The 25,834-nt window shown below is 58.6% G+C and carries 28 protein-coding genes; 16 read left to right on the forward strand and 12 right to left on the reverse strand.

Going from position 1 to position 25,834, the window contains the following annotated elements; all coding sequences use genetic code 11:
* The first annotated feature begins 33 nt into the window (after positions 1–33).
* From HEP89_RS28215 to HEP89_RS28245, 7 genes are read left to right on the forward strand one after another with little or no spacing between them, the layout of a single operon-like run.
* Positions 34–1,401, forward strand: coding sequence for an FAD-dependent oxidoreductase (locus HEP89_RS28215; protein ID WP_023001408.1), 1,368 nt, complete (start codon positions 34–36; stop codon positions 1,399–1,401).
* A 14-nt stretch (positions 1,402–1,415) separates the two neighbouring features.
* Positions 1,416–2,582, forward strand: coding sequence for a CoA transferase (locus HEP89_RS28220; protein WP_168693650.1), 1,167 nt, complete (start codon positions 1,416–1,418; stop codon positions 2,580–2,582).
* Positions 2,579–3,355 (forward strand): enoyl-CoA hydratase-related protein, encoded by a 777-nt coding sequence (locus tag HEP89_RS28225; protein ID WP_168693651.1) that lies wholly within the window; start codon positions 2,579–2,581, stop codon positions 3,353–3,355. The genes HEP89_RS28220 and HEP89_RS28225 overlap by 4 nt, the downstream gene beginning before the upstream one ends.
* Before the next feature lie 14 nt (positions 3,356–3,369).
* Positions 3,370–3,717: a ferredoxin family protein gene (locus HEP89_RS28230; RefSeq protein ID WP_168693652.1), complete on the forward strand. Its 348-nt coding sequence runs from the start codon at positions 3,370–3,372 to the stop codon at positions 3,715–3,717.
* Complete coding sequence (locus tag HEP89_RS28235) at positions 3,714–4,577, forward strand: dihydrodipicolinate synthase family protein (RefSeq protein WP_077294320.1); 864 nt, start codon at positions 3,714–3,716, stop codon at positions 4,575–4,577. The genes HEP89_RS28230 and HEP89_RS28235 overlap by 4 nt, the downstream gene beginning before the upstream one ends.
* Positions 4,578–4,590: 13 nt before the next feature.
* The gene (locus tag HEP89_RS28240; protein ID WP_168693653.1) at positions 4,591–6,027 is read left to right on the forward strand and encodes an aldehyde dehydrogenase family protein; all 1,437 of its coding nucleotides are present in this window, start codon (positions 4,591–4,593) and stop codon (positions 6,025–6,027) included.
* A 10-nt stretch (positions 6,028–6,037) separates the two neighbouring features.
* Positions 6,038–6,514, forward strand: coding sequence for a deaminase (locus tag HEP89_RS28245; RefSeq protein WP_168693654.1), 477 nt, complete (start codon positions 6,038–6,040; stop codon positions 6,512–6,514).
* A gap of 41 nt (positions 6,515–6,555) precedes the next feature.
* Here HEP89_RS28245 and HEP89_RS28250 read toward each other — a convergent pair whose 3' ends face one another.
* The 3 genes from HEP89_RS28250 to HEP89_RS28260 all read right to left on the reverse strand — a co-directional run bounded on the left by HEP89_RS28250 (position 6,556) and on the right by HEP89_RS28260 (position 8,525).
* Positions 6,556–7,032: a VOC family protein gene (locus tag HEP89_RS28250; RefSeq protein WP_152508003.1), complete on the reverse strand. Its 477-nt coding sequence runs from the start codon at positions 7,030–7,032 to the stop codon at positions 6,556–6,558.
* 96 nt (positions 7,033–7,128) lie between these two features.
* Positions 7,129–7,803 carry a glutathione S-transferase family protein gene (locus tag HEP89_RS28255; RefSeq protein WP_168693656.1) on the reverse strand — a complete coding sequence of 225 codons (675 nt, stop codon included), beginning with the start codon at positions 7,801–7,803 and terminating at the stop codon, positions 7,129–7,131.
* Positions 7,800–8,525 carry a DUF1428 domain-containing protein gene (locus HEP89_RS28260; RefSeq protein ID WP_168693657.1) on the reverse strand — a complete coding sequence of 242 codons (726 nt, stop codon included), beginning with the start codon at positions 8,523–8,525 and terminating at the stop codon, positions 7,800–7,802. The genes HEP89_RS28255 and HEP89_RS28260 overlap by 4 nt, the downstream gene beginning before the upstream one ends.
* A gap of 100 nt (positions 8,526–8,625) precedes the next feature.
* Between HEP89_RS28260 and HEP89_RS28265 the strand changes: the two genes are divergently transcribed.
* From HEP89_RS28265 to HEP89_RS28295, 7 genes are all read left to right on the forward strand, one after another.
* Positions 8,626–9,285: a helix-turn-helix domain-containing protein gene (locus HEP89_RS28265; protein ID WP_168693658.1), complete on the forward strand. Its 660-nt coding sequence runs from the start codon at positions 8,626–8,628 to the stop codon at positions 9,283–9,285.
* Between the two features lie 125 nt (positions 9,286–9,410).
* Positions 9,411–10,295 carry a MurR/RpiR family transcriptional regulator gene (locus HEP89_RS28270; RefSeq protein WP_023001396.1) on the forward strand — a complete coding sequence of 295 codons (885 nt, stop codon included), beginning with the start codon at positions 9,411–9,413 and terminating at the stop codon, positions 10,293–10,295.
* 140 nt (positions 10,296–10,435) lie between these two features.
* Positions 10,436–11,692, forward strand: coding sequence for an ABC transporter substrate-binding protein (locus tag HEP89_RS28275; RefSeq protein WP_168693659.1), 1,257 nt, complete (start codon positions 10,436–10,438; stop codon positions 11,690–11,692).
* 70 nt (positions 11,693–11,762) lie between these two features.
* Positions 11,763–12,632 (forward strand): sugar ABC transporter permease, encoded by an 870-nt coding sequence (locus tag HEP89_RS28280; RefSeq protein WP_168693660.1) that lies wholly within the window; start codon positions 11,763–11,765, stop codon positions 12,630–12,632.
* A complete protein-coding gene (locus tag HEP89_RS28285; protein ID WP_168693661.1) occupies positions 12,622–13,431 on the forward strand; it encodes a carbohydrate ABC transporter permease in 810 nt (269 codons plus the stop codon). The genes HEP89_RS28280 and HEP89_RS28285 overlap by 11 nt, the downstream gene beginning before the upstream one ends.
* A 12-nt stretch (positions 13,432–13,443) precedes the next feature.
* Positions 13,444–14,193, forward strand: coding sequence for a glycerophosphodiester phosphodiesterase family protein (locus tag HEP89_RS28290; RefSeq protein ID WP_168693662.1), 750 nt, complete (start codon positions 13,444–13,446; stop codon positions 14,191–14,193).
* Positions 14,190–15,218 (forward strand): ATP-binding cassette domain-containing protein, encoded by a 1,029-nt coding sequence (locus HEP89_RS28295; RefSeq protein WP_168693663.1) that lies wholly within the window; start codon positions 14,190–14,192, stop codon positions 15,216–15,218. The genes HEP89_RS28290 and HEP89_RS28295 overlap by 4 nt, the downstream gene beginning before the upstream one ends.
* A 37-nt stretch (positions 15,219–15,255) precedes the next feature.
* On the opposite strand, the gene HEP89_RS28300 is transcribed toward HEP89_RS28295, so the two are convergent.
* The 7 genes from HEP89_RS28300 to HEP89_RS28330 all read right to left on the reverse strand — a co-directional run bounded on the left by HEP89_RS28300 (position 15,256) and on the right by HEP89_RS28330 (position 19,221).
* Positions 15,256–15,555 carry a CcdB family protein gene (locus HEP89_RS28300; protein ID WP_075283422.1) on the reverse strand — a complete coding sequence of 100 codons (300 nt, stop codon included), beginning with the start codon at positions 15,553–15,555 and terminating at the stop codon, positions 15,256–15,258.
* On the reverse strand, positions 15,555–15,788 hold the full coding sequence (locus tag HEP89_RS28305) for a type II toxin-antitoxin system CcdA family antitoxin (protein ID WP_152507871.1): 234 nt from the start codon (positions 15,786–15,788) through the stop codon (positions 15,555–15,557). Before HEP89_RS28305 ends, HEP89_RS28300 begins: the two co-directional genes overlap by 1 nt.
* Positions 15,789–16,042: 254 nt before the next feature.
* Positions 16,043–16,438 (reverse strand): DoxX family protein, encoded by a 396-nt coding sequence (locus HEP89_RS28310; RefSeq protein ID WP_077294634.1) that lies wholly within the window; start codon positions 16,436–16,438, stop codon positions 16,043–16,045.
* 11 nt (positions 16,439–16,449) lie between these two features.
* Positions 16,450–16,914: an SRPBCC family protein gene (locus HEP89_RS28315; protein ID WP_055661001.1), complete on the reverse strand. Its 465-nt coding sequence runs from the start codon at positions 16,912–16,914 to the stop codon at positions 16,450–16,452.
* Positions 16,915–16,985: 71 nt separating this feature from the next.
* A complete protein-coding gene (locus HEP89_RS28320; protein ID WP_168693664.1) occupies positions 16,986–18,239 on the reverse strand; it encodes an RNA polymerase sigma factor in 1,254 nt (417 codons plus the stop codon).
* Positions 18,226–18,603 carry a YciI family protein gene (locus tag HEP89_RS28325; RefSeq protein ID WP_168693665.1) on the reverse strand — a complete coding sequence of 126 codons (378 nt, stop codon included), beginning with the start codon at positions 18,601–18,603 and terminating at the stop codon, positions 18,226–18,228. The genes HEP89_RS28320 and HEP89_RS28325 overlap by 14 nt, the downstream gene beginning before the upstream one ends.
* Before the next feature lie 96 nt (positions 18,604–18,699).
* A complete protein-coding gene (locus HEP89_RS28330) occupies positions 18,700–19,221 on the reverse strand; it encodes a MarR family transcriptional regulator (protein WP_168693666.1) in 522 nt (173 codons plus the stop codon).
* A 116-nt stretch (positions 19,222–19,337) separates the two neighbouring features.
* Here HEP89_RS28330 and HEP89_RS28335 point away from each other — a divergent pair, with 116 nt between their 5' ends.
* A complete protein-coding gene (locus tag HEP89_RS28335; protein ID WP_075283427.1) occupies positions 19,338–19,562 on the forward strand; it encodes a DUF4287 domain-containing protein in 225 nt (74 codons plus the stop codon).
* A 579-nt stretch (positions 19,563–20,141) separates the two neighbouring features.
* Positions 20,142–20,849, forward strand: coding sequence for a response regulator transcription factor (locus HEP89_RS28340; protein WP_168693667.1), 708 nt, complete (start codon positions 20,142–20,144; stop codon positions 20,847–20,849).
* A gap of 272 nt (positions 20,850–21,121) precedes the next feature.
* Here the strand turns inward: HEP89_RS28340 and HEP89_RS28345 are convergent, their stop codons facing one another.
* Positions 21,122–22,210, reverse strand: a complete 1,089-nt coding sequence (locus HEP89_RS28345) for a fatty acid desaturase (protein ID WP_168693668.1) — start codon at positions 22,208–22,210, stop codon at positions 21,122–21,124.
* A gap of 338 nt (positions 22,211–22,548) precedes the next feature.
* Positions 22,549–25,572: a condensation domain-containing protein gene (locus tag HEP89_RS28350; RefSeq protein ID WP_168693669.1), complete on the reverse strand. Its 3,024-nt coding sequence runs from the start codon at positions 25,570–25,572 to the stop codon at positions 22,549–22,551.
* Positions 25,573–25,834: the final 262 nt, after the last annotated feature.

Below are 25,834 nucleotides of genomic sequence, written 5' to 3' on the forward strand. Positions count from 1 at the left end.
CGCTTGGCGGCCCAACGGGAGGAGTGCGCCGAAATGAGCACCAACACAACGCAGATTTCCTTGACCCGCAATGAGCAGGTTCCGGTCGTCGCAGACTGCGACGTGGTCGTCATCGGCGGTGGCCCCGCCGGCCTGAGTGCCGCCGTATCGGCTGCCAGAAACGGCTGCTCGGTGACCCTGCTCGAGCGTTACCACCACCTTGGCGGCATGGCCTCCGGCGGAATGGTTCTGGTGCTCGACGACATGGTCAACGAGGGCAATGAAATCGTCACGACGGGCATCGTCAACGAATTCGTCGACCGGATGTCGGCTCAGGATGGCGCAGTGTTTCCGCCGCCGGAAGATTGCCTGACCAACTGGGAAATGTGGAAGAAGTGGTCCCGCTGGGGCTGCATCGATTTTCACAAGACCGGCATGCCTCAGCCGATCATTCACGCAGTTGCCTTCGACCCCGATTGCTGGAAACGGGTGAGCCTCGACCTGGCTCGTGAGGCAGGTGTCAATTTGCGCCTGCATTCGTGGTTTTCCGAAGCAATGGTGGAAGACGGCCGTGTGACCGGCGTGATCTGCCAGACCAAGCTTGGCCGTCAGGCGATCAAGGCGAAGATGGTGATCGATGCCAGCGGCGATCTGGATGTTGCATCGTCCGCAGGGGCGTCTTTCCAGACCGGACAGTACATCGTCACGACCGTGTTCCGCCTGTGCGACGTCGACACGGACAAGGCGGAAGCCTTCGAGTTCGAAAATCCGGAAGAATACAAGGCCCTGGACCGTCAGGTGCGCCGGGTGATCGGTGGAGCCTGGGGCATGTGGTGGCTGAAGACGCCGCTGCCGGGCATCGTCTGGTGCAACTGCCCGCACATGCCGGGGTATGACGGTCTGTCGCCGGAACACATGCTGGCGGCGGAAGTCGAAGGCCGCGAGCGCATGATGAAGTTGCTCGCCTTCGTGCGCGCCAATCTGCCCGGTTTCGAAAACGCCAAGATGCTGGGTGCCGCGGAACAACTCGGCATTCGCCAGACCCGTCTGTTGCAGGGCGAATATGTGGTCACCCGCGATGACGTGCGCTCCCGCCGTCATTTCTCCGACAGCGTTTGCCGGGGCAGGGACTACTACACGCCTTACAGGGCCCTGCTGCCCAAGGGCATCGACAACATGATCGTTGCCGGTCGCCACTACTCGGTTGAGAGCGAAGCCCAGAAGCTTTCGCGGGAAATTCCGCCGTGCATGGCGCAGGGCGAAGCCGCGGGCGTCGCCGTTTCAGTCGCCCTGGAACAGAACTGTGCACTGCGCGACGCCGACGTTGCCACGATCCAGAAACGCATGCGTGCCCAGGGCGCCGACCCCGGCGACATCCCATCAGCAAATGCGCTCGTCGAAGGCACCGTCGCGGCAGAATAAAAAGGATAACAAACGTGAATACCCAAGCTTTCCCACTCTCCGGTGTCCGCATTCTGGACTTCACCCAGGTCATGCTGGGGCCATGTGCAACCCAGATGCTGGCCGACTTCGGCGCGGACGTCATCAAGATCGAGCGCCCCGGTGCAGGCGACCTGTCGCGGCACTTCTTCGACGTGCGGTCGGAAGAGGGCATGAACAACGCCGTCTTCTCGTCGCTGAACCGTAACAAGCGGTCTGTCGAGATCGACACCAAGTCCGATGAGGGCAAGCAGATGGTGTACGATCTGGTGCGCAACGCGGACGTGGTCGTCGACAATTTCCGCGCCGGTGTCATGGACCGTCTGGGCTTCGGCTATGAGGCGCTCAAGGCGATCAATCCCCGCATCATTTGTGCATCCGGAACGGGGTTTGGCGAGAAGGGCCCCTATGCCCACAAGGGTGGGCAGGACGTTCTGGCCCAGGCAATGAGTGGTGTCATGGAAAAGACCGCCGACCCGTCGATCGAGCGGTCCATCTATCCCACAACCTTGTGCGACTATACGGCAGGCATGCACCTGGTTCAGGGCATTCTGGCGGCCTTGCTGGCAAGGACGAAGACCGGCCGTGGCCAGCGGGTTTCCGTGTCGCTCTACGATTCCATGATCGCGATGCAGATGCAGGAAGCCGCACAGTGGACCAAGCACCGCGAAGTGCTGAACTGGGCCGCAATGCCCTTGACCGGTGTCTTCGACACCACTGACGGTGCTCTGGTGGTGGTCGGTGCCTTCAAGGCTAACCCGTTGCGCGACATCTGCACCGCGCTTGGCATCGAGGACCTTTCACCCACCTATCCGGACCTCGCCAGCCAGCGTGCCAACAAGCCCTATCTGCAGGGCCGGTTTCGGGCCGTCTTCGCTACGGACACGACGGCGCACTGGATCGCCAGGCTGGAAGAGCAGGATCTGCTTTGCGCACCCGTGCGGGCGCTCGGAGAGGCACTCGAAGACCCGCAGACCGCCATCAACGGCATGCTGCTGGATTTCGACCATCCGGTCCTTGGCCCCTTGAGGGTTGTGGGGTCTCCCGTGCACTTGAGTGAAGCACCACTGAAACTGCGGCACGCACCGCCGCGCCTGGGCGAACACACCGACGAAGTCATTGCGGAGTTCGGCTTGCAACAGGTGGCAGGGGCGGCGGAATGAGTGTCCTTTTCACCCTCGAAAACCATGTCGCCCGGGTTGTCATTGACCGCCCGGAGCGCATGAACGCGGTCGACAGGGCAGCATCGGACGAGCTGGAAACCATCTGGCGGAAGATCGAAGCCGATCCGACCGTGCGCTGCGTGGTGTTGACCGGTTCGGGTGAACGCGCCTTTTCCGCCGGTGCGGACCTGAAGGACAGCAACGGACTGAGTGGGCTTGAATATTGGGCGTCCGCAAACCCGCTTGGGTTCGGCGGCATCGCCCTGAGGCGCTCCTTGAAGGTGCCGGTGATTGCCCGCGTCAACGGTCTTGCGCTCGGCGGCGGCATGGAAATGGTTCTTGGCTGCGACATCGTGATTGCCAGCGACACGGCCAGGTTCGGCCTGCCCGAAGCAAAGGTCGGCAACCTTCCGCTGGCAGGCGGGATGACGCTGCTTCAGCGTCTTGTTCCCCGCAATATCGCTGTCGGCCTGATGATGACCGGCCGGATGGCAAGCGCGGCGGAGATGGAGCGCTACGGGCTCGTCAATGCGGTCGTGCCACAGAACGAACTCGATGCGGAAGTGGACCGCTGGATTGCCGACATTCTGGCAAGTGCGCCGCTTTGCGTGCAGGCGATCAAGGCCACAGTACGCGAAACCGGTGAAATGCCGCCCGACCAGGCACAGGCCGTGCGGTCTCCCGAACTGATCGCCGCTCTCACATCCGAGGATTCCCTCGAAGGAGTTCGGGCGTTCCGGGAAAAGCGCGCGCCGGTCTGGCAAGGCAAATGAGTTGAGAGATCAAGATGGCGCTGATCATCAAGAGCGAATGCATTGATGTGAAGGACGGGATCTGCACCACGTCCTGCCCGGTCGACTGCATCTATGAAGGCGAGCGGATGTTCTACATCCACCCCGAAGAATGCATCGAATGCGGCATGTGCGAGAGCATCTGCCCGGTCGACGCGATCCGCTACGACGACGAGGTGACCGGTGCGGACCGGGCGTTCATCGAGATCAACAAGGATGTGTTCCAGGCACCGGACGGAGGACTGGTCTCGCCGGGTGGCTGGACCAGGGGCGATACGCCTTTCCGGGACCACCCTGCGGTGCGGGATTTTTTCAAACGCGATTTTGAGGAACAGACGACATGAAGGGGATAGTTGCGGCGGTGCCGACACCGCTCGATGCGCATGGCGCACCGGTGAAAGATACCTTTCTGGAACATTGCGCCTGGGCGTTGGCCAACGGGTGCGATGCCCTGAACATCCTGGGAACGACCGGTGAGGCGAATTCACTCGGTCTGGCCCATCGCAAGCAAGTGATGGCCTGGGCGGCCGAAGCCTTTGACCCGAGCCGTCTTATGGTCGGCACGGGTCTCACGTCGCTTGAGGACACGCTGGACCTCACGCGTGCAGCTGCCGACATGGGCTATGGCGTCGCGCTGGTCCTGCCGCCGTTCTACTACAAGCCTGTCACCGAAGAGGGGCTGGTTGCCTGGTACGAAGCGCTGGACCGGGCACTCGGCGCGACGCCGATCGAGATCTATTTCTATAATTTCCCGCAGATGACGGGCTTGAAGATACCCGCGGATGTCGTCGAGCGTCTGGCAAAGACTCATCCGAAAAGGTTCACGGGCATCAAGGATTCTTCCGGCGATCTCGACTATTGCCGGGAGCTTGTCCGGCGGCTGCCAGACCTGAAGGTGTTCCCAAGTTCTGAAACGGCGCTCACGGAAGGGCCTGGAGCCGGGTTCGCAGGGTGCATTTCCGCCACCGTGAACATCAGCGCGCCACTTTGTGCACGGCTCCTGCAGGATCCTGCAAACGAGACAGTGGCTGACCGGGTCGCCAGCATACGGGCGGACATTGCCGCCCACCCGCTGGTGCCTGCGGTCAAATATCTTGTTGGCCGACGCGCTGCTGAAAGTGCCTGGAACCGTGTCCTGCCTCCCTTTCAACAACTGGACGATGCCGCATGCGGGTCTCTCGACCGCATTGCCGAAACCCTTTGAAACCGGAATTCCAATGACAAAGCACGATAATCTGATCGGCGGCAAATGGCTGCCTTCCAACACCTATTCCGAAAACCGCAATCCTTCGAACACCGATGATGTCGTTGGCCTTTATGCCCAGGGAAGCGTTGACGATGTCGATGCCGCCGTCACGGCAGCGCGCAAGGCCGCGCCAGGCTGGGCAGCGGCAACGCCGCAGACCCGCCATGATCTGCTGGAAGCGGTTGGGCGAAAGCTGGCGGAACGGGCCGAAGAATATGGCCGCCTGCTGTCGCGCGAGGAAGGCAAGACGTTGGCGGAAGGCATCGGCGAAACCATGCGCGCCGCCCAGGTTTTCAAGTTCTTTGCCGGTGAAGCGCTGCGCGTGACCGGCGATATGCAGGCCTCCGTGCGGCCGGACATCGACGTTGAGGTTACGCGTGAGCCGGTCGGTGTGATCGGCCTGATCACCCCGTGGAACTTTCCCATCGCCATTCCCGCCTGGAAGGCAGCACCCGCGCTGGCCTATGGCAATTGCGTCGTATTGAAACCGGCGGACCTGACGCCGGGCTGCGCTCATGTGATCGCAACTCTGCTGGATGAATGCGGCTGCCCGCCCGGTGTCTTCAACCTGGTCATGGGGCGCGGTTCTGTTGTTGGCGAGGCCATCGTCACCCATCCGGATGTCGATGCGGTTTCCTTCACCGGGTCCGTTGCCACGGGAAGCCATATTGCCGAAGTGTGCGGACGGCTTAAACGCAAGTGCCAGCTTGAAATGGGTGGCAAGAACCCGATGGTGGTGCTGGATGACGCCGATCTGGATGTCGCCGTTTCCGCATGCCTGAACGGGACATTCTTTTCCACCGGCCAACGCTGCACCGCGTCCTCGCGCATGATCGTTCAGGCGGGCATTCACGACGCTTTCGTTGAAAAGCTGCAAGCAGCGATGCTGGCCTTGAAGGTCGGGGATGCGCTTGATCCCGCTACCCAGATTGGACCGGTGGTCGATGAGAAACAGCTCTCTTCGAACCTTGCCTATGTGGATCTCGCCCGCAAGGAAGGCGCAAAGGTGATTGGCGGCGAGCGGCTCGAACTTGCCGTGCCCGGCTATTTTCAGGCCCCGGCACTGTTTCTCGAAACGACCAATTCCATGCGCATCAACCGGGAAGAGATTTTCGGTCCCTGCGGATCCGTCATCAAGGTGGCCGACTTCGAAGAAGCCATTACAGTTGCAAACGACACCGAATTCGGCCTGGCAGCCGGTATCTGCACCACAAGCCTGAAACATGCCCGCGACTTCAAGCGGCGTGTCAGGGCCGGTATGGTGATGGTCAATCTGCCGACCGCCGGTGTTGATTTTCACGTTCCCTTCGGCGGCACCAGGGGATCGTCTTTTGGGCCACGTGAACAGGGCCGCTACGCGGCGGAATTCTTCACCACGGTCAAGACCAGCTACCTGTTTGCAGGCTAGGAGAAGCACATTGGACAGCAAATCCGGCAAATGGCGCAACCGGTTTCTCGGGCTGTGCGATCACATCGCACAATGGTCTGAAGATCGCGACTTCAAGGTGGGCGCAGTCATTGTCGGGCCTGGCCAGGAAATCCGCGCGACAGGTTACAACGGCCTGCCGCGCGGGGTCTCCGGAACGGACGAAACCCGTCTCGACCGCCCGAGTGGTGAAAAGTTCTTCTGGGTGGAACACGCCGAACGCAATGCGATCTACAACGCAGCCCGCGCCGGTGTAGCGCTTGCCGGTTGCACCCTCTACGTCAACCGGTTTCCCTGTGCGGACTGCGCGAGAGCGATCATTCAAAGCGGGCTGTCCTGTGTGGAATGCCCGCCCAGACCATCGCATGACGGCAAGCTCGATCACAGTTTTGAGGTTTCCGAGATCATGCTCAAGGAAGCTGGAATAAAGATGAAGCTTGCTAAGCCGACTGCTGGCGTCTCCAGCTAAAACCGGGAGTTCCTTGGGTGGGCGGGCCGGTTTGATGGTGGTCAGTCACCCCGGCGGGCCGCATCGATGGCTGCCACGTCGATTTTCTTCATCTCCATCATTGCGCCAAAGGCGCGCTTTGCTTCGCCGCCACCGGCAGCCAGGGCTTCCATCAGCGTGCGCGGCGTGATCTGCCAGGAAATGCCCCATTTGTCCCTGCACCATCCGCAGGCGCTTTCCTCGCCGCCATTGTCGACAATGGCGTTCCAGTAACGGTCTGTTTCTTCCTGATCCTCGGTCGAAACCTGGAAAGAGAACGCTTCGCTGTGCTTGAATGTGGGGCCGCCGTTCAGGCCGAGACAAGGAATGCCCAGCACGGTAAATTCCACGGTCAGAACGTCGCCCTCTTTCCCGGAAGGATAGTCGCCAGGGGCGTGGTTGACGGCTTTCAGGGCACTGTCTGGAAAGGTTTCAGCGTAAAATCGTGCAGCGGCCTCGGCGTCTTTTTCGTACCAGAGGCAAATCGTGTTCTTTGCAATCGACATTGTTTCCAGTCCTGGAGTTATACCGTCGCCCCGGATGGCTCTACTCAAAGATCCAGAGGCGACATGACATTGTTTGCGGAAAAGCCCGCGTCAGCCCGTGCTGCGTTTCGCTTGTTCGGCGTCCGCCGCCTGCCAATGCTGCATGTGATCTGCCATGGCCTTCTTGAAAGCGGGGCGGGATGTTGCCCGTTCGACATAGGCCGCAAGATGCGGATGGGCATCAAGGGCCTCTTCGGCCGCGACCACGCGCAGCACTTCCACCATCGCGATATCGGCGACGGAGAAGTCACCGGCGAGCCACTCCTTGTCGCCCAGAGCCTGCTGTAGCGCAGTCAGCTTGGTTTCCATGTCTGCCTTGGCGTGAGCCCTGACGTCAGCTGCCGGAGGAGGGCCGAAGAATTCCGGGACCCGCTCGGCCAGGATCATGCTGACCCAGTGCATCACCGACAATTCAACCGTGTTCAGCGCGGCGAACAGCCACTGCCAGATTTCCGCTTTCCGCTCGTCCGGCAGCAACGGCGTGCCTTCGCAAAGGTAGACAAGGATCGCTCCGCTTTCGAAAAGCGTCTGCTCACCGTCCTGGATTACGGGCACTTGCGTAAATGGCTGCAGCTTGCGGTGTTCAGCGCTTTTGGGGTGTGCGGGCACGGTCGCAACCTGGTAGCTGCGACCAATCTCCTCCAGGCCCCAGCGGACTCGTAGATCCCGCACGAACCCGCGTGGAAACTCCGGCAGCCAGTCGAAGGTGTAGAGGGTAAGGGTCATGCGGCTTTCTCCGAGTCGAAGAGCGGATCGAAGCCGGCCCACATCATCCGCATTCCGTCGAAAGGCATTGTGGACATGTCCATGTCGGCCATCCCCGCTTCCATTTCTTTGGCAGCGGCATCACATGTGGCACGGTCCGGCCAGGCAACCCAGCTGAAGACGGGCACTTCGGTGTCTTCCACCTTGGAGGCCCGGTAGAAATCGGTCTTCTGGCCGCGCGGTACATCCGTGCCCCAGTTTTCGATCATCCCGAGAGCGCCGAATTTCTCGAACATCTTCCAGCCCTCGTCCGCCATCTCGGCGTAGGCCTTCTTGTTCGTTTCGGGCACCGCCAGCAGAAACCCCTGATAATAGCCAGCATCGCTGTGTCTGCCTGCCTCGTACACAGGAGCAAATCCGCCGAAGATCATCCGGCTGCCATCGAACGGCATTTCCGGAATTTCCTTCATGGCAGGGTCGTTCTGCATCTTTTCCCAGGAAGCATCGGCAGCAGCCTTGTCCGGCCATTCGATCCAGGAAAACACGATTGCCTCGTCTTCCTTGGCGTCGACGGCGCCGTAGAAGTCCGTAACCTTGCCCTTCGGAACATCAACACCCCAGGTTTCGACCATGCGGGTGGCGCCGTAGGATTTGAACAGAGGCCAGGCAGCGGCGATGTGGTCGGCATATTTCTGCTTGTTTGCGGCCGGAACAGCCGCTACCGCACCTGTGAAATAGGACATGGCGATCATTTCCTCCTTTTTGTCGGGATGATGGGAACATCCCGGTTGCAGCATTATCGTGACAGCGTTAGTATGAAAAAACAACTGCCAGTATGAAAAAATGACCAAAGAGACAAAAACAACAACGCGCCTTCGTTATGACGAGGGGTGCCTGGCCGCCCACGCCCTGAACCTAATAGGCGACAGGTGGGCTCTGCTCGTTGTGCGCGAGCTTATGTTTTCCGCTAAACGCTTTCAGATGATCCGCGCCGGGTTGCCGGGCATAACCGCGAGTGTTCTGACCGGCCGTCTTGCGCAGCTCGTAGAGGTCGATGTCATCGAACACGACGAGCGACTGGGGGTGTATTCCCTGACGGAGGCGGGCCAGGCTCTGCTGCCTGTGCTGGAATCGCTGTGCCGGTGGGCGTTGCTGGTGCCCGGTCACGATCCGACGCGTTTCATCAGCCCGTCTGCCTTGATGATATCCATGGGTGTCAACGTCGTTCCGGAGGCTGCGGCGCAAAGAGACGCACTTGCCGGGTTCGATTTCAAGGGCGAGGCATTCGAGATGCAGCTGATCTCCGGCAAGGTTCACACCAAGGCGGTTTCCCGTCCTGACACGCCCTTTGTGCTTTCCGGCAACGGCAACCGGATGGCTTCAGCCGTTTATGGGTCAGTTCCGCTTGCGGATCTGATCGCCAAAGGCGTGGTCGAGGTGTCGGGAGATGTTCCCCTTGCTGCTGAATTCGTCTCGCGGTTCAAACTGCAACGAAAGACCTGAGTTGGCTGGACGGCTGCCCGACGGTGCGAGCGCCTGTACCGGCGTCTGTACCGTCTCCGGGGTTTGTAATAAAAATTTCATCGAACTGTAGCCTGCAATTCAAATTGCAAAACTAGAACGATGGCATGTCAAAACCTGTGCCATCCTCCGGTTTCCTGTCCGATCTCATCACCCGCAACGCCTCCCGGCTGACGGGGTCCGATACCCGTCTACTCGATGTGCTGGTCAAGGACCCGATCCGTGCCGCCATCGAAAACGGCAAGGAAGTGTCCCTTCGCGCGGGCGTGCATCCCGCCGCAGCGGTGCGTCTGGCCAAGCGGCTCGGCTTTGAAGGTTATCCGGAATTTCGAGCCTACCTGCAGGCAAATCTGGTTGAGGAAGGCAACGACTTCGAGAACCCGGCCGCCCGCATGGCGGCCCGGCTGGTGCGGGCGGAAGAAGGGCAAGTGCTGTCGTCCGTGCTCGATAGTGAAATTGCCGCCCTCGAGGCCTTGCGTACCGCCGTCCCCGACAGCGATATCCGCGCCTTCTCCGAAGCCCTGCGCGATGCCCGCAAGATCTTCATTTTCGGTCGCGGTCATGCCGCGAGCCTGTCCTCGCTGATTGCCCTGCGCTTGCAGCGCTCCGGCTATGATGCCGCCGACCTTGGCGACCGCACCCATCACTTTGCCGAGATGCTGAACAGGCTTTCACCGGACGATGTCGTCTGGCTGCTCGCCTTCCGCCGCCCTTCACAGCAAATCAGCGATGCAAACGGGATTGCGTCCATGCGCGGCGCGACAAGGTTGGCGCTGACGGACCTGCTCGCAGCCCGGTTCGACCCCGCGCCCGATCATCAGATCTGCGCCTCGCGCGGTGAGGCGGGCGAATCCCAGTCACTGGTCGTGCCGATGACCATTGCCAACGCGGTCATTCTCGATCTGGCCGGTATCGATGGCGGTAGGTCGATCCGCTCCCTGGAGGAATTCAAGGCATTTCGTCAATCGCTGCCGCCACGCTGGCGCAGATGAGTTCGCCATCAGATCTGTCCCTTCCCGGAAGCAGGGCTGGACACGGAAATCGCTGAACAAACCAAAAAAGACCGCCGTTGGAACCGGCGGCAAAGTCTCGTGCGCAAACGGAAATAGTTCACTCTGACAAGGATGACTCCATGTTGAAGAATTTGAAGAAAGTGCTGTTGGCGGGCCTGATCGGCCTTTCTGGCAGCGTCGGTGCCGCGCAGGCGGACGTCACGGTTGAATTCTGGCACAGCTTCGATGGGAGCGGCGGCGAAGCGCTTGGCGAGATCATCGAGAACTTTCAGGCTGCCAACCCTGATATCAAGATCGATGCCCAGTTCATCGGCAACTACAATGATATCGTCGCCAAGCTCCAGGCTGCCATCCCGGCGCGCCGGGCGCCGGACGCGGTGATCATGGAAGTCACCCGGTATGGTCTCTTCGCTGACCGCGGCGTACTGTTGGATCTGACCGAAAAGGTCGACAACGACCCGCTAAAGGACGACCTGTTCGATTTTGCCCGCGAAGTCGGCGTCTTTGAAGGCAAGAACTACATCGTGCCGTTCAACTCCTCCACGCCGGTGCTCTACTACAACAAGGAGATCTTCGAGCGGGCCGGCTTTGCCGAAGAACCGGCGCTCAAGACCTACGACGATCTTCTGGCGGTATCCAAACAGATTACCGAGAAGCTGGGCGACGAAGGCATCACGGGCATTGCCGCACCGGGCCAGTTCGCACGCTGGGGTCTCATCATGGACAACGACAGTGACCTGATCGACAGCAAGACCGGCGAGATCCTGATCGACAGCCCGAACACGATCGAAGCCTATGAATGGATGGCCTCGCTGGTGCATGAGCACAAGGTTGCCTCCGCCGACGGCGTGACCAAGGAAAACAACGGCAGGGATGCCTTCCTGGCCGGCAAGGTCGGCATCATGCTGAATTCAACCGGCAACTACGGCCGCTCCAAGAAGGCGCTCGGCGATAACCTTGCCGTTCGTCCGATGCCTTGCAACAAGGTGTGCGCCGTGCCGATCGGTGGGGCAGGTATCGGTATTCTGTCGTCAGCCGACAAGGAAACCCAGGACGCCGCCTACAAGTTCATCAGCTTTGCCGCATCACCTGAGTCCAACGCCACCTGGTTCTCCGGCACCGGCTACATGCCGATCAACAAGAATACCGCCAAACAGCCGCTGGCCGCCGCCGCCGTTCAGGACAAGCCCGGCATCACGGTTGCGATCGACCAGCTGGACTTCGCCCGTGGCCGTCCGCGCCCGCCGGTGGTCACCTGGATGCGTGCAACCGAATACGACATGTGGCAGGCCATGGCCCTTGGTCAGCGTGATGTCACGGAAACCTTGAAGGATTTCGCGGACCGCACCCGAAAGGAAGCCGAGCGCACCAACTGATCGCCCGATTTTCTTTCGACATCAGCACCGGGCTTCCAGAAGAAGCCCGGTGCCTCCGGAGCCTTTTCCGATGCTGTCCCGCCTGACACCCTATATTCTGGTGCTGCCGCTGATCTCCTTCATCGCGGTGTTCACCTACATTCCGATTGCAGCCAGTCTCAATCTCAGCTTCCGGGAATGGGATTTCCTGTCGCCGACGATGCCCCTTGTCGGTTTCGAAAACTACCGGCTGCTGTTCTCGTCCCACGAGTTCTGGAACTCGCTCAAGGTGACTGCGATCTTTGCCGTCATTTCCGTTCCGATCCGGCTTTGCCTTGCGCTTCTGGTTGCAAGTTACCTGGTCCGGGAGGCTCTGCCGTCCCGTATTCTGCGTGGCGCGCTGTTCCTGCCCTCTGTTACGTCCACCGTTTCCATCGCGGTGGTGTTTTCCTGGCTGTTTGCGACGGACTACGGCATGATCAATGCCTTCCTGCAAACTCTCGGCTTCGGCAAGGTTCCCTGGCTTCAGGACCCGCAGCTCGCGCTCTGGGTGCTGATCATCGTCAACACCTGGAAGCAGCTCGGCTACGATATCGTCATCTACATCGCCGGGCTTCAGGCAATCCCGCAGGAACTTTATGACGCCGCCGCCGTCGATGGCGGCAGGAAAGGACGCGTCTTCCGCCGTGTAACCGTTCCGCTGGTAATGCCGACAACCTATTTCCTGCTTGTCGTCTCGGTGATCGAGGCCTTTCAGGTGTTCACCGTCGTGGACGTCATGACCAAGGGTGGTCCGGCGGGGGCCACCGACATGCTGGTCAACATGCTCTACCGTGTCGGCTTCACGCTGTTCGATATCGGGCAGGGCTCTGCACTGGCCGTTGTGCTCTTCGTGCTGCTGATGGCATTGGCCCTCTTCAAGGCACGGGTTCTGGGCCGGAGGGTGCATTATGAAGCCTGACAGCCGCATCCTCGCAGGGCTTGCGCTGATTGCCGGCCTTCTGTTCCTGTCTCCGGCGCTCTATTCGGTCTTCATGTCGTTCCAGACGGTGGACGCCTATTACACTGGCAAGTTCGAGTTCACCCTGGAGAATTACGAACTGGCCATCGGGCAATACCATTTTGCCCGCTATCTGCTGAACAGCATCGTCGTATCGGGATTGGTCACGTTCATTGCCCTGACGGTGTCGACAATGGCCGCATTTGCCTTTGCCAGGTTTCGTTTTCCTGGCGGCAACCTGCTGTTTGCAACCGTGGTGGCAACCCTGATGATCCCCAGCCATATCTCGCTGATCCCGAACTACCTGACCCTTGCAAAGGTGGGGCTGCTGGACACCTATGCAGGGCTCATTCTTCCGGCGATTTCCAACGGCTTCGCGGCTTTCTTTTTGCGGCAGTACATCCGCGGCATTCCGATCGCCCTGGATGAAGCGGCCTATATGGACGGAGCAACACCGCTCAAGGTGCTCTGGCGGGTGATCGTGCCGATTGCCCGCCCGGCCATATTCTCCATGGGGCTGTTCATCTTCATCACGGAATGGAACAGCTACATCTGGCCGCTGGTGGCAGTTGGTGATGAAGACCTCTACACGCTCCAGATCGGTCTTGCGCGTCTCTACCGGGTCAATCCGGGCGAAGACGTGGTCAATTGGCCGCTGGTGATGGCGGCTTCCACCATCACAATTCTTCCCGTCCTGCTCGGTTTCATATTCGTCGAACGGCACCTGGTGCGTGGCATCACCATGGGTGCGGTCAAGTAAATGGAAGTTTCAATGACACGTATTGCATCTCATCGCGGTGGCACCCTGGAGTTTGGCGACAGCACACCGGCGGGCTTCGAAGCCACTGCGCGGATGGCGCTTGAGGAAGTCGAATTCGACCTGCACCCGACGACAGATGGCGCCATCATGGTCCACCACGATGCGACACTCGAGCGAACGACTGACAGATCCGGCGCGATCTGCGATCTGCGGGAGGCCGAGGTTCGCTCGGCAACGATCGATTACGGCGCGGGAGGCCATCCGCTGTCCCTCCAGGAGCTCTGCGCGATTTACCGGCGCAGTGCCGTTGGCTTCCGCTGCGAGATCAAGCCTGGTCCGGATCGCAGACCTTATGCCGACTTCGTTCCGAAGGTGGTCGCAATGCTTGCCGCAGAAGACATGCTGGAGCGTACGGTGTTTTCCTCCTTTCTGGTCGAAACACAGGACGAGCTGGCCAGGGCAACAGAGAGGCCAAGGCTATGGCTTGTCAGCCCGCCGGTTCTTCAGCAACTGGGAACACCAGGCACGCTCGAAGTGGCAAAGGCTCACGGGATCCCGGAAATCGGTGTTCATGTCGATTGCGCAGATGAAGAGTTGATGACAGCTGTCGAGAACGCCGGACTTCAGTTCGGCTGCTGGGCAGCGCATACCTGTGCGCAGATCGAAAAGGCCCTTCGGCTCGGTGTGAAGGTTTTCACCACCGACCGGCCCAGTCTCGCGATCGCGATCCGGAACCGCTGGCAGGGGGAGGGGCGGTCATGAGCGGGATAGAACTGACAGATATCCGCAAATCCTATCCTTGCGGACCGGAAGTTCTGCATGGTGTTTCGCTGGACATGCAAGCCGGGGAATTCGTCGTGATCGTCGGCCCTTCGGGCTGCGGAAAATCCACGCTGCTACGCCTCATCGCCGGCCTGGAGAAATGCGATCAGGGCGATATCCGCATCGGTGGCAAACGCGTCAATGACGTTGCGCCGCAGGATCGGGACATTGCAATGATCTTCCAGAATTACGCCCTCTATCCGCATATGAACGTGCGCCAGAACATCGCCTTTGGTCTGGAGTTGCGCGGCGTCGCCAAGTCAGAGCGTAACGCCCGAGCAGAGGAAGTGGCCAGAACGTTGAAACTTGATCCTTATCTCGACCGAAAGCCGGGCGCCCTGTCCGGCGGCCAGCGTCAGCGGGTCGCGATGGGCCGGGCCATGGCGCGCAACAGTTCCATCTTCCTGATGGACGAGCCGCTGTCCAATCTGGATAACGCCCTGCGGGTTGCCATGCGCTCGGAAATCAAGGAGCTCCACCGGCAACTGGGGGCGACTGTCGTCTACGTAACCCACGATCAGGGGGAAGCCCTTTCCCTGGCGGATCGGATCGCCGTCCTGAAAGATGGAGATCTTCTGCAGTTCGACACGCCCGGCACGATCTATGACCGGCCGGCGAACCGCTTCGTCGCCGGGTTCCTCGGAATGCTGCCGACGAATTTTCTGCCCATAGAAACCTTGCCCTTCTGGTCCGGCAGAACAGGCCTCACTGTCGGCATGCGGCCGGAGCATATGAAGGTACACACCTCGTCACCGGACGTTCCCGCAATCCCCGCACGGATTGTCTTTTCGGAGATGACCGGTGCCAATCTGGTCCTGCATTGTGAAAGCGACGTCGGCAGGTTGATCGTGACCGCCCCGCGGCATGACATGACCTCCGGAGGCGAAACCGTCTGGATCGGCTATGACACCGATCAGGCCATCTACTTCGATGCAGCAAGTGAAAGCCGGGTGGAAATGGCTTGAGCGGTACGGCGTCTTTTGAAACTGGTTGAACCGGCGATCAGAAGCCCTGGAACAGGGTGTCCAGCGCGCGGGTAATTTCCGCAAAGTTCTCGTCGAGGCTGCCGATCGGGTCTCCCAACTGGGAAACCGCCACGGCGGCGAGGAATTGGGTCGCCATGACGTATTCCTCGCCCTCCCAGCCGAATGTCGGGTTCAGGTAGGCCGCGGGCGCCGGTGCGCGAGACCTGGGCAAAAGCGGCACGACGACGCGTGTGTTGAGGCTTTCCAGAAGGTCCGCCTGCACATCCAGCACCAGAACGCTGTCCGGTTTCAGCCGGTAGAGCTGATTTCTGGCCATTAAAACAGGCGTCTCGCTTCAAGCGGCAAGCCGTGTTCGTCGACAAAGTCGTTGGAGCTGTTCAGGGCTGCCCTGTTTTCAAGTTTCCACCGTTCCGCGCGGGCTTGTGAAACCGCGCGCCGGATACCTTCTTCGGCTGCCTGGGAAATATTCACGCCCAGTTCCTTCGCCGAACCGACCAGCGTCATATCAATTGTCAAATTGGTCGCCTTGCGTGCGTGAACGCGTGCCATCGTGTTTCCAAACCATTCATACCCGGTACCCGGATAATAGTGGCATGCTTACGCATTTTCAATGCGCATCATAAATGCGCATTATCACACTGAGATACCGATGGCCTCGAGAAAGACCCGTCCAGCACGAAGCGTCCGTATTGTCCGGGCAGACGAGTATCCTTTCACGAAGGGACACCGCGAAGGGGACAAGGCCAGTGAGCGGCAAGAGTTTCCCTTGGACAGGTCTTTCTCTATTGATCGGGAGTGTCAGTTCAAGTCCATCCCCGCAACGGGAACAGCCTGCGCAAGTCCGGAGCGCGTAACCACAGGCCACCCCACATGAACAGGCCCAGATAAAGACTGAACAGCACATGGCTGAACAGGGGGGACCCGGCCCGGATCTGGGTTGCCATGGCACCGCCGAGCAAGCCCATCATCAAGATTGCTCCTAATACGCTGGTGCGCGGAATGAGGTAAAGAACAAGGCAGGCCAGTTCGATCAAGCCAATCGGAAATGCGTACCCCGCAGGCCAGCCAAGTTCGGCCAGCGTGTCTTCGGCAACAGGCAGATGGAGCAGCTTCGGCGCAATGGAAGCGCCCAGCATAAACAGGGCGAAAAGGCCCGTCAGAATGCGACCTGCCCAAAGCATGGTGGTCCCGTTACTCATTTCGCGCTCCATCAGATAGACTTGGCAAGTTCTTCAAGCTGCTTGGCAGCCTTGCCCCAGCCTTCGTGAAACCCCATCCGTTCGTGTTCTTCCCTGGCTTCCTTCGTCCAATGAAGAGCCTGAGCGTGGTAACGGGTCCTGCCACCCCCCAGATCTTCAAAGGTTACCTCAGCCACCATGAAGGGGCGGCCGGTTGGTTTCCAGCCAGGATGGAATGCGTCGGTGGTGACCAGACGTTCGTTTGGAACGACTTCCAGAAAGACACCGGTATTTGGGAATTCCTCGCCGTTTGGACCATGCATGCGACAGGAAAACTCGCCGCCGGGCCGCAGATCGATACGGGCATCGGAGACATACCAGGGCTTGGGACAGAACCACTTTTCAAGCAGTTTCGGCTCCGTCCAGCAACGCCAGAGTTTTTCTCGCGGAGCATCCAGGTCAAGGATCAGTTCGAGTGCATGCTGTTGTTCTGACATCTGATTTCGTCCATTGCGCTGTTGTTGATAGCTCAAGGACGAATGAAGGAGGGCGCGTGCGACAAATGAGTTCAGTTTTTTTCAAGGCCCGTCATCTGGTCGAGCTGTTGGCGAATATGAGCGGCTTCCGCAACCGTCCCGGCAAGTGAAATGGCCTGATCAAATGCGCAGCGTGCCTCGCTTGTCCGCCCCAATTGCTTGAGCAGCGCCCCGCGCGCGCCATGATAATAGAAATATCCGCGAAGTTTGACTGCGAGCGGTTCGATCATCTGCAACGCAGCTGCGGCCCCTTCCGTTTTCGACACCGCAACGGCACGGTTGAGTGTGACAACGGGAGATGGCGAGCGACGCTCGAGTGCAGCGTATAGCTGTTCGATCTCTTTCCAGTCGGTGTCTTCCGGTGTCGCGGCACGCGCATGCAGAGCAGCAATGGCCGCCTGTATCTGATAGGGCCCCGGTCCGCGGCGGAGCATCGCCTTGTCTATGAGGACAAGGGCTTCGGCTATCATGGGCCGGTTCCATCGTGATCTGTCCTGATCTTCCAGGAGGACCAACAGGCCGTTTGCGTCAACTCGCGTCTCTTGACGGGAATGCTGCAACAGCATGAGCGCAAGCAGTCCCATGAGTTCCGGGTCGGAGGGGAACATCCGCAGCAGCAGCCTGGCCAGGCGAATACCCTCGTGGCACAGACCCGAGCGCTCGCCAGCCGGATCAGGGTCGCTGTAGCCTTCGCTAAAGACGAGATAAATCATCGCGGATACAGCCGCCAGCCGGTTTGCCCGCTCTGCCTGATCCGGTGTCTCGAACGGCACGCCAGCGTCGGCTATCGTCGCCTTTGCACGGGTGATCCGCTGCCGCATCGCGTTTTCGCCGACCAGAAATACCCGGGCGATGTCACCAACCGGAATGCCGGATACGATGCGCAATGCAAGCGCGATCTGCTGGGTTGCCGGCAGATCCGGATGACAGCAGATAAACAGAAGGCGCAGGATGTCATCACGGTAGTCCGCCGTATCGAGCCGTTCAACCAGGTCCGGTTCGGCATCCTCCACGTTCGACAGAACGTCTTCGGGGCGCAGGCCGGAGGTCCTTGCCTCTCGTTTCAGCACGTCCAGCGTCAGATTGCGGCCGACGGTGATCAGCCATCCTTCCACGTTTCGCGGCGGTCCGTTGTCCGGCCAGTCTTTCAAGGCGCGCAGGCAGGCTTCCTGAAAGGCTTCTTCGGCCAGATCCAAATCACGAAAATACCGGAGCAATGCGGCCATCACCCGTGGCCGCGAGGCAGTTAATTTGCTGTCAATCCATGTGAGATCAGGCGGTTGCATTGTCGGTGTCAGTCGTGGTGCCCGGGTGGAAGCTCTTGACCGGCCTCAGTTCATAGGCTCCACCGGGGTTGGCTTCGGTAAGGTCTCTGGCAAAATCCAGAGCCTGCTGCTGATCCTCAACCTCGACCAGATAAAAGCCGAGCAGCTGTTCCTTGGTCTCCGCATAGGGGCCATCGGTAACGAGATTTTCCTTCTTGTGGAGGGTAGTGGCCGTTGTGGTGGGCATGAGGCGGGCAGCCAGTTCATACTGATCTGCCCACTTCTCGTGGACGACCTGCAGCCGTTTCATGACAGCAGCGTCTTCCTCGTCACTCCACGCGGAGGTGACCTCTTCATCATTATAGCAAAGCAGCATGTACAACATGAAAAACGGTTCCATAGTTACAAGGACGGTTCTGAGGTTCGAATTGCGACATTGCGGATAGTTTTTTTGGCAAGAGCGGCGTGGCTGTTCGGCCTTTCAGATCTTGCGACCGCTTTCCGGTTCTTCCAGAGCCTTCGTCAACTTCCCCAACAATGCCGAAAGCGTGCGCTGTTCCTCATCTGTGAGGCAGTCGATCAATCGGGCTTCGTGAGCCATGTCTTCCTTGAAAGCGAACTGGATGAGGTCGATCCCCTTCTTGGAAAGTCGGACGGGTGAGCTCCGGCCGTCCGCAAGGTCCTTTGGCCTTTCGATCAATTTCGCCCTTTCCAGGCGTGCCAGAATGCCGGTTAACCCTCCTGAGGTGAGCATCAGGGAATTGAACAGTTCCGTGGGGCGAAGCTGGTAAGGTGATCCGGAGCGCAGCAGCGTCGACAGAACATCGAATTCCCGGCTATCGAGGCCGTGTCTTGAGAAAATGGCCTCGATGCCCGGCCGGGCCAAATGGGTAATCACCCGCGCGCGGCCAAGGATTGCCATGCCGCGTGTATCAACCTCCGGCAACTCCAGCTTCCATTGCCGGCGTCGGCGTTCAACGTGATCCGTATCGTTTTTGCTCATTCTCGATTTTATCTTGCGTGCGAGACAATTCAGTTTATCTTTCGCGCAAGATAAATCAACCCGGCGACGTCAGGTGCTTGGTCTCGGGCGTCGCATACATCACGAAGGAGAGTGCGGTGGCTGAAAAAGATCAGGTCGCCAAGGTGAAGGGGCCTGCGTCGTACTTTCCGTCTATCGAAAAGAAATACGGCAAGCCTATCGGCGATTGGCAAGCTCTCGTGCGCGCCCAGGCCGGAAAGAAGCACATGGAAATTGTCGACTTTCTGAAAACAGAACACGGGCTTGGGCACGGACATGCAAATGCAATCGTCGCGGCCACGCTCGCTGAAGATAAGAGCTGATTGATTGCTTGAGTGGTGATGGGCCTGTTTTCAAGTGCGCGCCACTAAAGACGAGATCGCCTCCGCCACCCAGGATGTCGCCAGCGGAGCGACAGGCAAAAGCCGGTCAGTCTTCACCGATTTGTTTGTTTGCTGGTTGTGCTTTACAAGCATTTTAAGTGCCACGCGGAAGTAGGTAAGACTTTAGCGTTTAAGTGGCGGTTTGAAGATATATTGCCAGTTGAATTCTCCGGCTAAATATTTGCCTGGAGAAGCGTTTGGTCATAATCAAAACCTACATGAAAAAAGCAATAAAACTGAGGTGATTTCGACTGTAATTGCATTAAATATGTTCGTCCGTGTCGAGCGTTGCTTTTGGTGAAGGCTTTTGTATTCAGAATAAAAAGAAGAAATTGCGGCGATGATATCTCTGCGATTAGATATAATGATTTATGTCACTGATTTTTTCCCCGGTGTAGACTAATTGCCCTAAAATGTTGGCTGGAATTTAAAACCCATTGATCCTTTTTAGCCGAGTCATGACCTGAAATTCCTTTACGTAATCAATAGAGCTGGTCATGGTCCTTCGGGAGACGTTCAATGTCCAAGCATTTGCGTTATTTATTTTTTATAGGTCCCAGGGACAAATTGCCTAAACCCTTGGAAAATTCATTGGTTCGGGAGCTGCCGGGTCTCGTTGTGCAGGTTTCAACTGACTGGGATGTCCTGGTTGAAAAGGCCGAACAGGAAGGTGTTTTGCCTTCCCTGATCCTGGTTGATGAAGCCTTCGGCGCGATGAATCCCGACTTGTTGCAAGTGTTCCAGGACACGTATCCCAATGCCGTCCTGTGTCTAACCTTTAACGGTGAGTACACGTCCAGGCAGCACATTCGAAAATGTCTGAAAACCGGTATCATCAATAACGTCATACCCATGAACCTCCGGCTGGATCTTTGGCTCTATGCGATCCAGATCATGCTGCATGGTGGCTCCTACATGCCGCCGGATCTTGTCGAACTTCTCGAGATCGACAGGAGCATGCAGCTAGAAAAGGCACGCAAGGCGACTGCTGCCAGCGGCTTGTCCGGGGTGCACATCGTAAGTTCGCTGACACCCAGAGAGCGGGAAGTGCTGGAGTTGATCGCACGAGGGCAGCAAAACAAGCATATTGCTGCAAATCTCTCGCTGTCGGAGCACACGATCAAACTTCACATTCACCACATCATTTCGAAGATGGGCGTGTCAAACAGGACTGAAGCAGCTGCCGCATATCTTCAGATACATCGATCCGCCGGTGGTAACGTTTAGGCTGCAATTCAAAAACTCTGCCAACGACCGGGAATGGTCCAATCTGCTGAATGTAAATTGGCAGAAACAAGTCTATGGATGCTGCCGAGCCACTGGTGTGAAGATTTTTGAGAATTGTATCTATACGTATGGTTATTTCATATGGATACAACTTGCCTCATGCTGCGGTTGTCCCGCCGCGTTGAGAGCGCGGTCGCGGTGTCCGTCACGCCTCGTTGTTTAATTTTCCTTTTTCAGGGCGCTCCGGACGGGCTCTGTCGCTTAGAAGCCGGTCAGGCCGGGGCGGCCAGTCTTGCTAGCCGCTCATCGCGGAAGGAAACAAGACGCCTTGCGTTTTCATCCCACAGGACCAGCTTCACGCAGCCAAGGCTCTGACGCAAAGTGAGCCGGCTGACATTGCGCAGTTCCGGATGTTCCTTGAGGACTTCAGATAGTCGGTAGAAGGGAATTTTGGGAGACAGGTGGTGCACGTGGTGGATGCCGATATTCCCGGAGAACCAGCGCAACAGGGGCGGCAGGTCGTAGTGTGAACTGCCTTCAAGCGCGGCATGCTGGAAATCCCAGTCACTTTCTTCAGACCAATGGGTCTCTTCGAACTGGTGCTGGATATAGAAGAGCCAAACGCCGGCGCTGGCTGCCATCAGAGTGATCGGGACCTGCACAAGGAAAAACGTGCTTGCGCCGACCAGCCAGATCATGAGCGCGAACGGTGCTGCGATCCCGAGATTTGTGGCAATTGTCGACACCCAGGGCTGCATTCCGGCGCGCATCAGGCCATAGGGAAGCCGGTATTGGGCGACGAATAGCCATGCCGGTCCCAGGCCGAACATGACGACCGGATGCCGATAGAGCCAGTAGCGCAGGCGGCCCCAGCGGGACAGAGCTCTGTATTCGCGCACGGTCAGTGTATCGACGTCACCGACGCCGCGGCGGTCGAGGTTTCCGGCGGAGGCATGATGGATGGCGTGAGTTCGGCGCCAGTAATCGTAAGGGGTAAAGGTAAGTACCCCGATGACCCGGCCGATCCAGTCGTTCATGCTGCGCCGGGCGTACAAGTTCCCATGGCCGCAATCATGCTGCAGGATGAAAAGCCGGACCAGAAACCCCGCCGCCGGGACCGTCAGGATCAATCCGAACCAGTAGCCGTGTAAGACGAGTGTCGCGGTAATTCCCCACAGTGCAATGAAGGGGAGGACCGTGATCGCAATCTCGAAACTGCTGCGGCGCGCGCTGATGTTCCGGAATTTGGCAAGAGCTGCGATCCAGGACCGGCTCTGGCGATCAGCAATTGGATTTTTCAGCGACGGATTTTCAGAGCCGTGGTTGAGCTCGGGCGCGCTAATATTAGAGGTTACGGTCATTCATGCGGCCTTCCACGCAGTATTCCGGAGTTTGATCGTTTCTCCAGGAATGACGTCCGTGGATATCGAGCAGCGATTAAACCGACGTTGCCGGTCAAGTTGGTCTGCAGGTTTTCTGCCGCATCTACAATCTTATTTTTGCATTTACGGAAAACTATTCAGAAAAAATCGACGGAAATACCGCCAATTATCAAATTTATTTCAGAAATTCGTTGTCTCGCCGGCGTGAAACGGAAGTCAGTCCAGCCGGAGGCGGTCAGCATTTCCAGGAGCTGCACCCGAGGCCGGAGACCTTCGGGCCGTCAGCCCGAAGGTGTTTTTCCGATGATGTGAGAAGGTCAGGTCCCGGCCAGTTGGGAAATATTCATGTTGGATGCATCACCACGCGAGAATTGCGTGAACATTGACATGACTGAAGCGCGGATTGCCTCTACCTGTGCAGGCGAATAGCGCCTGGCCTGGTAGCTCATCAGCACGCGCATGGCGCGATCGCCGTCGATGACCTCTTCCATCACTTCAAATTGCAGTCCGAGATGGGATTCATGCTTGTCCGGGTCTACCTGGCGAAACGCGATGGTACCGCCATCCGGCGCTGGCAGGTTGCCGTTCAACTTGTTTTGCGCATGGATCTGAATGAACACATCGAAAAGGTGGTCCATTCCGGGCGTCATGCCTAGGGCGTCTTCCACAAGGTCGATCGGAATGTCGGTAAAGGGCATCGATCCGTTGATCATGTCCTTGATGTTGCCGATCAGGGTGCCGACAGTCGGATCGTCTCCGAAGCGAACCCGGTGGGCGACGACAGTGGTGAAGTAGCCGATCGTGTCGAAATAGTCGGGGTCCGTGCGGCCCGCGGCAGAGGTGCCGATCACCAGATCGGACAATCCCCCAAGGGCCTGAAGCGCGGCGGAAATCGCGCCATAGACGACGTTGAAAAGGGAAGCGCTGTTTTCCTTGGCAATGGCATAAAGCCCCTCGGACACGTCGCTCTCCAGCCGCATTTCAACCCAGCCGCCTGCGACCGAACTATCGTCAGTGGCGGGTTCATCGGGGAGTTTGGGGTCGTTGGTGAAGAGAACCAGTTCCCTGGGTGCATCACCGAGCATGTCCGTCCAGAAGGCAAGGTGCCGGGCATTGACACCCGACTGCACCTGCTTGCGGGCAAACTCGTAAAATGGCGCTGGTTCGTCCGGCCATTCGGGCGCAACGCCAAGGCTGCGTGCGCGGTAGGCTTCAACCAGTTCGTCCATCATCAGGTTGACGGACCATTCGTCGAGCGCAAGGTGGTGGAACAGGAACGAGAGCACTTGCCGGCCTGTTTCCGGATCGGTGAGAAACCGCAACCTGACCGGCAATTCCTTTGCAAGGTCGAAGCAATAAATGGCTTCGGCATTGCGGTCCGCACCGATGCTTTCCGCGCTGGTCCAGAACCATTTGTAGGTTGCCAGTTCCTCGACGGGAACAACCTTCTGCAAGACATCACCTTCTTCCGTTTCGAAGTAGAGAGTCCTGAGGGCGGCATGCCGTTTCATCAAGTCACCCAAGGCGGCCTCGAAAACGGTTTCGTCCACGGGGTCGAGAAAATCCAGGGCAAACGGCAAGTTGAAAATCTCGCGGTATCCAAGAGCCGAATAGATCTTCCAGAGCGACATCTGCGCAAGAGCTAAAGGTGAGGCAGCGTCGCTGGCCTTGCCGTTTCTGATCTCGACATTGTTGTTCCCGACGCTTTCGCCGGCCCCATCGACCAGTGTCGCGTGCCGGGCAAGACCTGCTGCTGTAGGGTTGCCAAAAAGATCGTTGAAACGAACCTCTATGCCATGATCATGAAGCAGGCGGCCAATGATCCGGGTGGCAACCAGCGAATGTCCGCCGAAATCGAAAAAGTCGTCGTCTGGTGTGAGATCTGCGACCGCGAGTGCATCCCGAAACTCCTGCAGGATGGCCGCCTGAATGGCCGTCACGTTGAGGGCGGTTCCTTGTCCTGCGTGGAGAGGAGCATCAGAAACACGGGCACTTTCGCTCTGGAGAAGCTGCTGACTCACCGCGATTGAAAGAACCTCCGGGTTCCGGAGATAACCGGAAAACAGATCCAGCACCAAACTGCCGGCATGTCGCCTGATCCTCTGTCCCGTGACCAGTTCAAGAATTGCCCTGCCTTCTGTGTCAAAGCCCAATGCCAGCTCGAAATCGGGGCGTGCTTCATACGTCGGCAGGGGTATCCGGTCGAAGTCGAGTGTGTCTGTCGGGACGATGGTTTTCGGATCGGTGAGCCGATGGATCCAGACCTTTGGAAGGTCTGCTGCCAGTGTGTTGTTGTCGTGTTTTTCCGATCTGGAAATCGCATTCAGATGAGACAGAACCTGCCGTTCACCCTCTTCGGGAGCCATGTCCCGTCCAACCGAAACAGCAAAGCTGTCCGAACGGGCAAATCCGCCGCAATGGTCAGTCAGGCTGCCTGTCTGCCGTGCCGGAAAAATGGCTTCGATCCGTTCGTGACCGCCGAGCTTGCACAGGAACTGCGCGAAACGAACTCCAACCTGTGCCAGCAATGTGGTGTGGTCCGAAGAAGAGTAATCCTGGTCATGATGGAGGACAGGTTCGAGCAAGGTTCCGAACCTCCGCGCGAGCCGGTCGCTCGTTGGCGGAAGACCAGGTGTTCCGTTGAAATCGATAACGGCCGTATCGGCCAATCCTTCGCCCCGTCGCAACCAGGTGACCGGCGCAAGGCCGGGAAAATCAGGCTCGAATTGCTTCGCTTGACGCAGCGCCGGTGCAGCAATGACCATGTCGTCATAGGCTGCCACAAGACTTCTCAGGACATCTTCAGGTGAACAGACCTCCTCGAGAATGCGGTGCATGAGCAGGCCCAGGATCACCGCTTGACCGCAGAGGATCAGCAGCACCTTGAAAGGGGGTTCGGCTTCGCTGTCCCAATGTGCTTTCTGGACGGCCAGGACAAGTGAAACGGCTTCCTGCTGGTTTTCAGCTTTGATGATTTCAAGTGTTCCGTTCGGCCCGTGCGAGAGGGACTTCACGAGTTCTCCCTCGTCACTGAAGCGATAGCGCATCGCCAGCTCGGGAAGGGCTTCGACCATCGCGTCCACGGCGCGGGCGAGGCGTGCGATATCGGGTGTGCCACCGAGCCGGTAGACCTGGGCATGTCGCAGCACCTTGTCCGGATCTTGCTGTTGCGCCAGCCAGATCCGTTCCTGATGCTGCGTGACGGTGTGCGGTTGCCGGCCTTTTTCCGGCAAACGGCCAGCCGGGACGGCAGGCTGGGTTGACCCGTCCAGGGATTTGAGTTCCGCGTCGAAACGCTCGAACTCGGTTGCTGTCAACAGGCGGTCGAAACCTCCGGTCATGTCAGTCTCCCGATACTCATGTGTCGTGCTGATTGCTTGCCTTGGGAGCTTGTCCGCAGCCATTCGGGCCGACGACGCGGGGGCTCACTGAGTAAGCGGATATGAGTTGCATTTGTTAGCAGGCACAGCCAACGGGAGCAATTAAACTTGTATCAAATACTCATATTTTTAAGCCCGGGTATCCAGGTGGGCCAGACATGATTTCTGGACGGGAGAAGGCAAGACACCCGGGCAAGCACTCGGTGTGCCGCCCGGGCATGTT

It is taken from the genome of Labrenzia sp. 5N, from assembly GCF_012395805.1.
In the GTDB taxonomy this organism is placed as follows: Bacteria; Pseudomonadota; Alphaproteobacteria; order Rhizobiales; family Stappiaceae; genus Roseibium; species Roseibium algicola.

What these genes read in the sequence shown, in the direction of transcription:
- HEP89_RS28215 (WP_023001408.1), top strand. Translation starts at nt 34, where the DNA reads ATGAGCACCAACACAACGCAGATTTCCTTGACCCGCAATGAGCAGGTT.
- HEP89_RS28225 (WP_168693651.1), top strand. Translation starts at nt 2,579, where the DNA reads ATGAGTGTCCTTTTCACCCTCGAAAACCATGTCGCCCGGGTTGTCATT.
- HEP89_RS28230 (WP_168693652.1), top strand. Translation starts at nt 3,370, where the DNA reads ATGGCGCTGATCATCAAGAGCGAATGCATTGATGTGAAGGACGGGATC.
- HEP89_RS28235 (WP_077294320.1), top strand. Translation starts at nt 3,714, where the DNA reads ATGAAGGGGATAGTTGCGGCGGTGCCGACACCGCTCGATGCGCATGGC.
- HEP89_RS28240 (WP_168693653.1), top strand. Translation starts at nt 4,591, where the DNA reads ATGACAAAGCACGATAATCTGATCGGCGGCAAATGGCTGCCTTCCAAC.
- HEP89_RS28255 (WP_168693656.1), bottom strand. Translation starts at nt 7,803, where the DNA reads ATGACCCTTACCCTCTACACCTTCGACTGGCTGCCGGAGTTTCCACGC.
- HEP89_RS28260 (WP_168693657.1), bottom strand. Translation starts at nt 8,525, where the DNA reads ATGTCCTATTTCACAGGTGCGGTAGCGGCTGTTCCGGCCGCAAACAAG.
- HEP89_RS28265 (WP_168693658.1), top strand. Translation starts at nt 8,626, where the DNA reads ATGACCAAAGAGACAAAAACAACAACGCGCCTTCGTTATGACGAGGGG.
- HEP89_RS28270 (WP_023001396.1), top strand. Translation starts at nt 9,411, where the DNA reads ATGTCAAAACCTGTGCCATCCTCCGGTTTCCTGTCCGATCTCATCACC.
- HEP89_RS28275 (WP_168693659.1), top strand. Translation starts at nt 10,436, where the DNA reads ATGTTGAAGAATTTGAAGAAAGTGCTGTTGGCGGGCCTGATCGGCCTT.
- HEP89_RS28280 (WP_168693660.1), top strand. Translation starts at nt 11,763, where the DNA reads ATGCTGTCCCGCCTGACACCCTATATTCTGGTGCTGCCGCTGATCTCC.
- HEP89_RS28285 (WP_168693661.1), top strand. Translation starts at nt 12,622, where the DNA reads ATGAAGCCTGACAGCCGCATCCTCGCAGGGCTTGCGCTGATTGCCGGC.
- HEP89_RS28290 (WP_168693662.1), top strand. Translation starts at nt 13,444, where the DNA reads ATGACACGTATTGCATCTCATCGCGGTGGCACCCTGGAGTTTGGCGAC.
- HEP89_RS28295 (WP_168693663.1), top strand. Translation starts at nt 14,190, where the DNA reads ATGAGCGGGATAGAACTGACAGATATCCGCAAATCCTATCCTTGCGGA.
- HEP89_RS28300 (WP_075283422.1), bottom strand. Translation starts at nt 15,555, where the DNA reads ATGGCCAGAAATCAGCTCTACCGGCTGAAACCGGACAGCGTTCTGGTG.
- HEP89_RS28305 (WP_152507871.1), bottom strand. Translation starts at nt 15,788, where the DNA reads ATGGCACGCGTTCACGCACGCAAGGCGACCAATTTGACAATTGATATG.
- HEP89_RS28310 (WP_077294634.1), bottom strand. Translation starts at nt 16,438, where the DNA reads ATGAGTAACGGGACCACCATGCTTTGGGCAGGTCGCATTCTGACGGGC.
- HEP89_RS28315 (WP_055661001.1), bottom strand. Translation starts at nt 16,914, where the DNA reads ATGTCAGAACAACAGCATGCACTCGAACTGATCCTTGACCTGGATGCT.
- HEP89_RS28320 (WP_168693664.1), bottom strand. Translation starts at nt 18,239, where the DNA reads ATGCAACCGCCTGATCTCACATGGATTGACAGCAAATTAACTGCCTCG.
- HEP89_RS28325 (WP_168693665.1), bottom strand. Translation starts at nt 18,603, where the DNA reads ATGTTGTACATGCTGCTTTGCTATAATGATGAAGAGGTCACCTCCGCG.
- HEP89_RS28330 (WP_168693666.1), bottom strand. Translation starts at nt 19,221, where the DNA reads ATGAGCAAAAACGATACGGATCACGTTGAACGCCGACGCCGGCAATGG.
- HEP89_RS28340 (WP_168693667.1), top strand. Translation starts at nt 20,142, where the DNA reads ATGTCCAAGCATTTGCGTTATTTATTTTTTATAGGTCCCAGGGACAAA.
- HEP89_RS28345 (WP_168693668.1), bottom strand. Translation starts at nt 22,210, where the DNA reads ATGACCGTAACCTCTAATATTAGCGCGCCCGAGCTCAACCACGGCTCT.
- HEP89_RS28350 (WP_168693669.1), bottom strand. Translation starts at nt 25,572, where the DNA reads ATGACCGGAGGTTTCGACCGCCTGTTGACAGCAACCGAGTTCGAGCGT.